Here is a 10358-nt window from a genome sequence, read left to right as displayed (position 1 = left end):
GCCCCGCCCCCCCGAGTGCGCCCGCCCGCGCCACCCCCCCCCCCCGCCCCGCCCCCCCCCCCCCACTACAGGTTGGTCTATCGGTACAGCCCCAGCCGAGCATGGCTCGGCGCTACCGTTGCTGCGGGCTTAGAACGGGTCGCTGCCCGGGCGCACTTCAACACCCAGCAACGAGCACAGCGCCAGCATCGCTTCGTCGTCGCGGCTCAGTGCCACCCAACCGGCATAGGCATCGCCACCGGTGTTCCAGTTCCACACCGTGTAGCCGTGCTCGCGCAGGCGGTCATGGGCGGTGGTCATCAGCGTCGGCACGTCGAGGTCGTCGGTGAAGTCTTCGTCGTCGAAGTCACCGCCCCAGGCGATATCCAGGTTCCAGCGCGCGGCCATTTCGTCCAGTGCCGCGACGAAGGAATCGGTGTCCTTCCAATCCACATAAAAACCTGAACGCCAGTCGATGGCGTCCTTCAGGTCCCACAGCCACTGCTCGTCGCTGGCGTCGTCCTCGGCACCCGCGCGCGCTTCGCGCCAGGCATCGAACTGCTGCAGCGCCGCGTCTTCATCACCCGGGTTGATCAGCCACAGCAGGTTCCAGACCCGCGCCGGATGGTCGTCTTCGTCGAAATCCGGTTGCAGTTCGTCAGAGTCTTCGTAATCGGCGCTGTTGTCTGGCATGGGGCTGTTTCCACTACATGATTGGCGCGCATTCTGCCGCCAGCGGCGTGCCAGCGAAAGCCTTGGCACGCCACAGCGGTTATCCTTGCGCCCCGAAGAGGGCCACGGTGGCCTTCACTGAAGCATTGATATGAGCGATACCCCTCCCGATCATCTGGCGGTCAACCCGCAGAGCCCGTTCCACAATGCCGAAGCGCTGCAGCGCGGCGTTGGCGTGCGTTTCAACGGCATCGAGCGTGATGACGTGGAAGAGTATTCCGTGCAGGAAGGCTGGATCCGCGTCCAGGCAGGCAAGGCCCGCGACCGCCGCGGCAACCCGATGACGCTGAAGATCAAGGGTACGGTTGAGCCGTATTTTCTTGAGTTGAAGAACGCTTAAAAGCCCTAAGAGCCTGCCCTCACCCCAACCCCTCTCCCGCAGGCGGGAGAGGGGCTAGTGCACTGGCAGCTGACGTGATCCGAGCCCCTCTCCCGCCTGCGGGAGAGGGGTTGGGGTGAGGGGAAGCTTCTAACAAGCGGACCCAAAACAACCACCCTCAATCCCTCTGCCGGGTCTCCAGCAGGTCCAGATTACGGATCAGCTTGCGCGCGATCTCATCCGATACCTGCCCGCGCCGGGTCAGCCGGAACAACTCCTCGCGCTCGGCATTCAAGCCGGCGCTACGCAGGCTGCGATAGGCCTGTTCCATGCGCCGCACTTTCTCCGGGTCTTCGTCCGGGCCCTGCCCTTTCTCCAGATTGCGCTGGTACAGCAGGCTCACCCGCGCCGCAGCGTCGTTGAGCAGCTGCACGGAACTGGTGGACTGACCTTCGACCAGGGCCTGTCGTGCCTTCTCCACTGCTGCCAACGCAGCCTTGGACGAGGCCCTGCGGGCCAGGTCTTCCTCGCGCCGGCTGTCATCGTCCTTGGGCAGCTCCAGGCCCTTGAGCAGGCGCGGCAGCATCAGGCTGGCACCGACCAGCGATACCAGGATCACCGCCGCCGCCAGGAAAATCACCAGGTCACGCGCAGGGAACGGCTCACCACCGGGGATCATCAGCGGCAGGGTCAACACGCCGGCCAGGGTGATCGCGCCGCGCACGCCGGCCACCGACATCGCCAGCACCACCCGCCACGAGGTACTGGTGGTTTCTTTCTCGCCACGCATCCGCGCCCGCAACAGGTTCCAGCGCAGCGACAGCCATACCCAGACCAGTCGCAGCACCACCAGCACGGCATTGATCGCCAGCACATAGACCAGCAGCCACCACGCGCTGTGATGGCCAGTCACCGACATGGTCTCGATCGCACGCTCGACAATGCCCGGCAGCTGCTCGCCCAGCAGCACGAAGATGATGCCGTTGAAGCTGAACTGCACCATGTTCCACACCGCGTTGCGCTGCACACGCATGCTGCCGCTGATGCGACCGGTCAGCTCCACGTAGCTCATGGTCACGCCCGCGGCCACCGCGGCGAGGATGCCCGATGCGTGCAGTTCTTCCGCCAACAGGTAGGCGGCAAACGGAATCAGCAGGTTGACCAGCAGCGCCGCGCCCGGCTCCTCACCGAAACTGCGCCACAACCAGCGCTGGAAGGTGGACACGCTCCAGGTCACCGCCACGCCAATCGCCAGGCCGGCGAAAGCGACCCACAGGAAGGTCAGCGATGCCTCGGCCAGCGAGAACGAACCGGTCATCACCGCCGCCACCGCGAAGCGGAAGCAGACCAGGCCGGAGGCGTCGTTCAGCAGCGACTCGCCTTCCAGGATGTGCATCAGCCGCTTGGGAATGGGCACGCGTGACGCAATCGCGCTGACTGCCACCGGATCGGTCGGCGAGATGATCGCCGCCAGTGCGAACGCCACCGCCAGCGGCATCGATGGAATCATCCAGTGGATCAGCAGTCCGGCACCGAGCACGGTGAACACCACCAAGCCGAACGCCAGCTCCAGGATCGCGCCCTTGTCGCGGAAAAGGCCCTGTTTGGGAATGCGCCACCCATCCAGGAACAGCAGCGGCGGCAGGAACAACAGGAAGAACATGTCCGGCTCAAGCGCATGGCCGCGATTGAACACGCCTGCAATCAGCGCACCCAAGCCGATCTGCACCAAGGGCAACGGCAATGAGAAGGGGAGGATTCTTACCAGATAGCCACTGGCGACAACCGCCACCAGCATCGCCAGAACTACTTCAATCGTGTGCATGCCCGTTCCACGGATTCACTACCACGACAGCAGGCTGCCGACACTGGCAGTGGCGGATGAATACCGGGAAATTACCACAGCAATCAGGCGATGCTGTCGTCGATGTGCTCGATGATCGCTCGCAATCGCATCACGCAGAGCGAGCTGGCTTGGCGTGCATCGCTTCACGCCAAGCGCTCACCTGCCAAGCTCATTGCGCCTCGCCATCGAAGCGGTAGATGTCCATCGCCAGGAACCCCATGTCGATGCCGGCATCGATCCGCCGAGCGCCTAGCTGGTCGCTGCCGGCTGCGCCCATCGCGAAATACAGCGGCAACAGATGCTCGTCGGTGGGATGCGCCTGGGCCGCGAACGGCGCCTGCTGGCGGTAGTCGAACATGGCCTGCAGGTCGTTGGCCGCCAGCTTCTGCTCCACCCAGTGGATGAACGGCCGCACATACGGCGCTTCCTTGCCCTCGTGGTAACTGCGCCAGTCGTGCAGGTTGTGGGTGATGCTGCCCGAGCCGATCAGCAGCACGCCCCGCTCACGCAGCGGGGCCAGTGCACGGCCCAGCGCGAACTGGTGCTTCGGGCCGAGCCGGGGTTGGATCGACACCTGCAGCACCGGGATGTCTGCCTCCGGATACAGGTAACGCAGCGGTACCCAGGCGCCATGATCGAGCCCGCGCTGCGGGTCGATGCCCGGCTGCAGGCCGGCATCGGCCAGCCGCTGGGCCACCTCCCGGGCCAGCGCCGGTGCGCCCGGCGCCGGGTATTGCAGTTGGTAGAGCGGCTCGGGGAAGCCACCAAAATCATGGATGGTCTCCGGCTCGGCCGCTGCCGATACCTGTGGCGCATGCCCCAGCCAATGCGCCGAGGCCATGACGATGGCGCGCGGCCGCTGCATCCCGGCAGCCAGCTCAGCCAGCCGCGGCCCCACCAACCCCGGCTCCAGGGCGGTCATCGGTGAACCATGCGAGATGTAGAGGGAAGGCAGCTGGCTGCTCATCGTGGGCTCCCTGACGGGGTTTGGGGAGCACACAGGTTATTGCCCGGAGCACCAGCAACAAATAATCTCGACAGCAACGTTTTATTGCGGAAACGGGAACAATGGACACCATCGATGCCATGCGGGTGTTTGTCGCGGTGGTTGAGCGCAATGGCTTCAGCGCCGCCGCTGATGCCCTGGACATCTCCACCGCCGCGGTCACCCGTCAGATTGCCGCGCTGGAAAAGCGCCTGTCCACCCGCCTGCTCAACCGCACCACGCGACGGGTCAGCCCGACCAGCACCGGTGCCGCCTACTACCAGCGCTGCGTGCAGCTGCTGGCCGAGTTCGACGAACTGGAAGCATCGGTCGGCGCGCAGGCGCTGCAGCCGTCCGGACGGCTGCGTATCAATGCGCCGGTCAGCTACGGCATCGCCCGGCTCGGTGCATTGCTGCCGGCCTACAGCGCGCGTTATCCACAGGTGGAGCTTGACCTGCAGTTGTCCGACCGCCTGGTCGACATGGTCGAGGAAGGTTATGACCTGGCCATCCGCATCATCCGCCAGCCGGCCCCGAACCTGATTGCCCGGCACCTGGGGCAAGTCCACATCCGCCTATGCGCGGCACCCTCCTACCTGGCCCGACGCGGCACTCCTACCACCCCGCAGGATCTGGCCACGCACGAATGCCTGACCTACACCTACTCCGCCGCCGGCGAGGCACTGCAGCTGCTGGGACCAGAGGGTGAAGTCAGCATCCCCGTACAACCGCACCTGCGCGCCAACAATGGCGAGGTACTTCGCGAGGCTGCCATCGCCGGCATGGGCATCATCGCCCAACCCGACTTCATCATCGATCAGGCACTTGCCGACGGCCGCCTCATGCCGGTACTGCCGCAGTGGGAAGTACCGCCGATCGGCATCTATGCGGTCTACACCAGCCGCAGCCACCTGGCACCCAAGGTGCGCAGCTTCATCGACTACCTGGTCGAATGCCTGGACGAGGACGCCGACCGCTCAGTTTGAGCGGCTGTCTGCCAGCATCGCCAGTACCTGCTGCAGCGGCATCGGCCGGCCCAGCAGGTAGCCCTGCACCTGGTCGCAGCCATGCGCGGCCAGCCAGCGCCGCTGGCCCTCGGTCTCCACGCCCTCGGCGATCACCGACAAGCCCATGCTGTGGCCCAGCGACAGCAGCGCACGACAGATGGCGGCGTTGCGCGGATTGGTTTCGACATCACTGACAAAACCGCGGTCGATCTTCAGCGAATCCAGCGGCAGATGCTGCAGGTAGGACATGCTGGAGAAGCCGGTACCGAAATCATCCAGCGCCACGCCCACGCCATTGGCATGCAGGTGGCCCAGGGTCTGCAGCGCCTGGGTAGGATTGCGCATCAGCACGCTCTCGGTGAGCTCCATCTGCAGCGCACCGCGGGCCAGGCCGTGGTCCTGCATGGCACGGCTGAACTCGCCGACCAGGTCGCTGTTGAACAGCTGCACCGCCGAGACGTTCACCGCGATCGGCAGGTGCTGCCAACCCGCGGCAGACAACTGTTTCTGCGCGCGTGCGGCAGCGTGGATCACCCAGCGACCGAGCGCGATGATCAGGCCGGTGTCTTCGCACAGCTGGATGAAATCAGCCGGTGCGATGAAGCTGCCATCGGCCTGCGGCCAGCGCAGCAGGGCCTCCAGCGCCACCGGGCTGCCTTCGGAGGCATCCATGATGGGTTGGAAGTGCAGCAGGAATTCGCCGCGGTCGATGGCCATGTGGATGCGACCGGCCAACTGCAGCCGCTCGGTGTAATGCGCCGCCATACCCGTATGGAAGTGCAGCAGCGCCACACCGGTTTCACGCGCAGCGTGCGCGGCCTGTGCCGCGCGGCCCAGCACCTGCTCGGCCAGTTCGCCGTCCCGCGGGCAGCTGGCCACGCCGATGCGTGCTTCCAGCTGGTGATAGGTATCGCGGCCGCGGATGGGCTCGGCCACCGCCGCCAACAAGGCGTTGAGCGCCATCTGTGGGTCGCCCTCGCCTTCGATCGCGAGCACGAAGTCTTCGGCCGGCTGGTGCGCCAGCAGGCCATGGCGGGCGGCCAGCCCGCCCAGCCGCACCGACACCGCGCGCAATGCCTCTTCACCGGCATCACGTCCCAGGGTATCGGTGATCATCTGCAGGCCACGCAGTTGCACATGGGCGATGGTGTAGCCGCGGCTGCCCGCATCCAGGCGCTCGGAAAGCGCGCGCACGGTCAGCAGGCCGGTGCCTGCATGGTGACTGGCGCGGTAGGCCAGCTCGTTCTCGTAGCGCAGGCGCTGGCTGACATCTTCGGCCAGCACCAGGCAGGCATTGCGGCCGGCAAATTCCAGCTTGGCGAAATGCGCCTGCACGTGGAAGGCACTGCCGTCCTTGCGCAGGTGGGTGCTGATCTGCAGCCCCAGCAGATCACCACTCAAGGCACGGCCGGCGGTCTGGCGGATCTCATCCCATTCCGCTGCTGGACGGATGTCGAGGATGGACATCGCCAGGAACTCTTCGCGGCTGTAGCCGTATTGATCGATCGCAGCCTGGTTTACTTCGAGGAAACGCAGGGTGATCAGATCGAAAATCCAGAACGGCGCCGGGTTGCGATCGAACACCAGCCGGAACTGGCGCTGTGCCTCCTGCGCGCGCGCCTCGGTGGTGACCCGCTCGCTGATGTCGACCACCGCACCGGCCAGGCGCTTGCTGTCACCGGCATCGTCGACCAGCTCACCGCGCGCGGACAGCCAACGCAGCGAACCGTCGCCACTGCGCAGCCGGAACATCGCGTTCAAGGCGCCCTTGCCGGCCAAGGCACGCACCAGCATGTCGTTGAGCCAGGCGCGGTCTTCATCGTGCACCCGCGTCAAGAACCCTTCCAGCGAAGTGCTGCGCCCCGGCAGGCCCAGCATCTGCTGGGTCAGCGCCGACCAATACACGATCGGCCGTTCGCCATGGATGGACCAGGTACCCACCTTGCCAACTTCGTGGGCCAATGCCAGCTCGGCATTGCCGGCCTGCAATTCCTCGCTGAGCTGCTGCTGGTGTCGGGCACTGCGGTCAACCCGATACAGCAGGTAGGCAAAACCGGCCAGATACAGCAGATAGATGCCAATGGAGGCATACAGCAGCAGATACCAGCCAGCCATCACCTCGCGGTAGGACAACGAGGCGTACAGACTCAACGGGAAGTCGGTGGGCACGCTGACCGCGGCGATGCGGCGCTGGCCGTCGAAAGGACTGGTCACCACACCGCGCTTCAATACCGTCGGTGATGGCGGCAGCACCCGCATCGGCTTCGCCAGCGGCCTGCCCACCAATCGTTCCGGTTCGCGGCTATGGGCCAGCAACTGACCGTAGCGGTTGCCAATGGAGGCGGTACCGTCGCGGCCCAGATCCAGGCCGCTGACAACCTCCTGGAAGGCCCCCAGCCGCACCCGTGTCAGCAGCCACTGATCGGGCTGCACCTGCAAGGCCGCACGCAGCACCCAATGCTTGTCCGCGCTCTGCTCCAGGGCACCCAGAAACAGGCCACCGTTGAGCAGACGGTTTTCCGGAACCACCCAACTCTGCAACGTGAGATCGCCCACTCCTGCCGACAGCGGCACACCGCGATCATCCACCAGGGTAATGGAGGCAAGGTCCTGGTTGCGCTCCAGCACGCCGCGCACGCTGGCCTCAAACAAGGCAGGTGCCTGCTCAGGCACCTGTCGATAGAACTCCCGGGTGTCGCTGGCGGTGCCGCGCAATGCGCGTTCCCAGGTAACCAGCTGCGCGCGCAGCAAGCGGCTGCTGCCACTGGCCAGCGCCGCCGACTGCCGCTGCGCGGCCTCGAGCCGACTGTTGCGGTCGTTCCACAACATGCTGATCATGCCGCCTGCCAACAGCAAGCCCACTGCCACACCGGCAATGATCATGACCCGCAATGGATGAGCCGGCGTCCGAGTCACCGGTGAATCCAACGTATCAGTAGACGGAAAGCTGGCATTGCGTATGTTGGTCCTGGCATCACTACAACTAGGAACCGGCAGGTGGGGACCTGCAACGGTCGCATGCGAACACCACATACTCCACCCTGCGAATGTCTCCCCAGACACCACGTGCAGCGCGTTCGCTCAAGCATGCAGCACAATCACCGTCGGCGTGAAGAGTGCGTGACCAATTTTCTCGCATTCCCCGCACTTGTGCACATCCGTCAAGTGCCAGAATCAATATCTTTGTGAACGGGGTTCGAGGTCTAGACTTGTCATACACATCCTCTGGATACCGTCATGGCTTTGCAACGTTCTCTCCTGGTACTGGCAATCGGCACCGCACTTGCCCTCAGCGGCTGCGCAAAGGACGCCAGCGCGCCCGCCACTGATACCAGCGCGACACCCGCACCCGCCAGCAGTGCTGCCAAACCGCAGCTGGGCAGCTTTGGCTTTGATGCCGACGGCATGGACCGCAGCGTCGCTGCCGGCGACAACTTCTACGACTTCGCCAATGGGCAATGGGTGCAGCGCACCGAGATACCCGCCGATCGCTCCAGTTATGGCAGCTTCAATGTGATCGCAGAGAAAACATTGGCCGATACCCGCGCCATCATGGAAGAAGCCGGCAAGGCCAATCCCGGCGAAGTCCGCAAGATTGGTGACTATTACGCCGCATTCATGGACGAAGCCGGCATCGAAGCGCGCGGCATCGCGCCGGTGCAGCCAGCTTTGCAGGCCATCGCCGGCATTGCCGACAAACCGGCATTGGCAAAGGCCCTGGGTGCCAGCCTGCGTGCCGACGTGGACCTGCTCAACGCCACCAACTTCTACACCCCGCACCTGTTTGGCGTGTGGGTGTCGGTGGATCTGCTGCAGCCGGACCGCAACGCGCCCTACCTGGTGCAGGGCGGCCTTGGCATGCCGGACCGCGACTTCTACCTGCAGGACGGCCGCATGGCCGAGCTGCGCAAGGCCTACGAGGGCTATGTAGCCAAGCTGCTGGAGTTGTCCGGTGACAGGGACGCGGCCGCCAAGGCGGCGCGCATTGTCGCGCTGGAAACCAAGATCGCCCGCGCCCACGCCACCCAGGAAGAAACCAACGACGTGCAGAAGGGCGCAAACGCCTGGAAGCAAACCGACCTCACCAGCAAGGCACCGGGCATGGATTGGAAGGCCTTCCTGGAAGGCGCCAACCTGGGAGCCCAGCAGGACTTCATCGTCTGGCAGCCGAAGGCCGTGGCCGGCCTGTCCAAGCTGGTCGCCAGCGAGCCGCTGGATGTGTGGAAGGACTACATGGCCTTCCACGCGCTGGACGAGGCAGCCACCTACCTGCCCAAGGCCTTCGCCGATGCCCACTTCGCCTTCCATGGCACTGCGATGAGCGGCACCCCACAGCAGAGCGATCGCTGGAAGCGTGCGGTGGCTGAGACCAACAGCGCGGTTGGCGAGGCCGTTGGCAAGATCTACGTCGAGCGCCACTTCGATGCCGCCACCAAGGCGCGCGCCGATGAAATGGCCAGGAACATCATTGCTGCCTTCGCCAAGCGCATCGATGCGCTGGAATGGATGTCACCGGAAACCAAGGCGCACGCCAAGGCCAAGGTTGCCGGACTCAAGGTGGACATGGGCTACCCGAGCAAGTGGCGCGACTACAGTGCACTGGAAGTGAAGCCGGACGATGCACTCGGCAACGCCCAGCGCGCCTCGCTGTTCGAATACCAGCGCAACATCGCCAAACTCGGCAAGCCGGTCGACCACAGCGAATGGGCAATGCTGCCGCAGACCATCAATGCGATGAACGTGCCGCTGGAAAACCGCCTGGTGTTCCCGGCAGCCATCCTGCAGCCGCCGTTCTTCGACGGCGCCGCTGATGATGCGATCAACTACGGCGCCATCGGTGCGGTGATCGGCCATGAGATCAGCCACGGTTTCGACAATGCCGGCGCGCTGTTCGATGAAACCGGCAAGCTGCACAACTGGTGGACGGCAGACGACCTGAAGAAGTTCAACGCCGCCGGTGATGCGCTGGCGATGCAGTTCGACAGCTACGAGCCGTTCCCGGGCGTACACGTCAACGGTCGCCTGACGCTGGGTGAGAACATCGCCGACGTCGCCGGCCTTGGTACTGCGTATGACGCGTATCGGTTGTCACTGCAGGGCAAGCAGGAACAGACGCTGGAAGGCTTCACCCCGGACCAGCGCTTCTTCCTCGGTTTCGCCCAGGCCTGGCGCAGCAAGGCGCGTGAACAGGCACTGCGCAATTCACTGCTGACCAATGTGCATGCACCGGGCCAGTTCCGTGCACTGACCGTGCGCAACGTGGATGCGTGGTACCCGGCGTTCGAGGTCAAGGAAGGCCAGAAGCTGTACCTGGCGCCCGAGAAGCGGGTGAAGGTCTGGTAAAAGGCTTTGCGCTCCCTCCCTTTGGCCGAAGGCCAAGGGGAGGGCTGGGGAGGGGTTGCTGTGCTGCTGGCGGTAGTGGGGGGGGGGGCCGGCGAGGCCCGACAACCGGCACCGGCACCCACGAGCGAGAGCGCCCACCAACTACAC

General features: G+C 64.9%; 7 protein-coding genes. 3 read left to right on the top strand and 4 right to left on the bottom strand.

The features are described 5' to 3' along the window. Positions 1-129: 129 nt before the first annotated feature. Complete coding sequence (locus AC1VWL_RS18505) at positions 130-672, bottom strand: DUF6630 family protein (RefSeq protein WP_482987653.1); 543 nt, start codon at positions 670-672, stop codon at positions 130-132. A 130-nt stretch (positions 673-802) separates the two neighbouring features. Between AC1VWL_RS18505 and AC1VWL_RS18500 the strand changes: the two genes are divergently transcribed. Continuing rightward, positions 803-1051, top strand: a complete 249-nt coding sequence (locus AC1VWL_RS18500) for a DUF3297 family protein (RefSeq protein ID WP_282271879.1) — start codon at positions 803-805, stop codon at positions 1049-1051. 157 nt (positions 1052-1208) lie between these two features. Here the strand turns inward: AC1VWL_RS18500 and AC1VWL_RS18495 are convergent, their stop codons facing one another. Beyond that, positions 1209-2855, bottom strand: coding sequence for a Na+/H+ antiporter (locus AC1VWL_RS18495; RefSeq protein ID WP_282271877.1), 1647 nt, complete (start codon positions 2853-2855; stop codon positions 1209-1211). Between the two features lie 190 nt (positions 2856-3045). Next, positions 3046-3843: a DODA-type extradiol aromatic ring-opening family dioxygenase gene (locus AC1VWL_RS18490; protein ID WP_482987652.1), complete on the bottom strand. Its 798-nt coding sequence runs from the start codon at positions 3841-3843 to the stop codon at positions 3046-3048. 101 nt (positions 3844-3944) lie between these two features. Here AC1VWL_RS18490 and AC1VWL_RS18485 point away from each other — a divergent pair, with 101 nt between their 5' ends. Continuing rightward, entirely contained in the window at positions 3945-4847 is a 903-nt protein-coding gene (locus AC1VWL_RS18485; RefSeq protein WP_481534370.1) for a LysR family transcriptional regulator, read from the top strand. On the opposite strand, the gene AC1VWL_RS18480 is transcribed toward AC1VWL_RS18485, so the two are convergent. After that, complete coding sequence (locus tag AC1VWL_RS18480; RefSeq protein WP_481534369.1) at positions 4839-7784, bottom strand: bifunctional diguanylate cyclase/phosphodiesterase; 2946 nt, start codon at positions 7782-7784, stop codon at positions 4839-4841. The two genes, AC1VWL_RS18485 and AC1VWL_RS18480, sit on opposite strands and share 9 nt — an antisense overlap. 321 nt (positions 7785-8105) lie before the next feature. Between AC1VWL_RS18480 and AC1VWL_RS18475 the strand changes: the two genes are divergently transcribed. Then, positions 8106-10211, top strand: coding sequence for a M13 family metallopeptidase (locus AC1VWL_RS18475; RefSeq protein WP_482987651.1), 2106 nt, complete (start codon positions 8106-8108; stop codon positions 10209-10211). Positions 10212-10358: the final 147 nt, after the last annotated feature.

The sequence above is a fragment of the Stenotrophomonas sp. STEN063 genome (assembly GCF_056854515.1).
The sequence above is the reverse complement of the archived record's forward strand: the minus strand, read 5'-3'. Positions and strand labels throughout refer to the sequence as shown.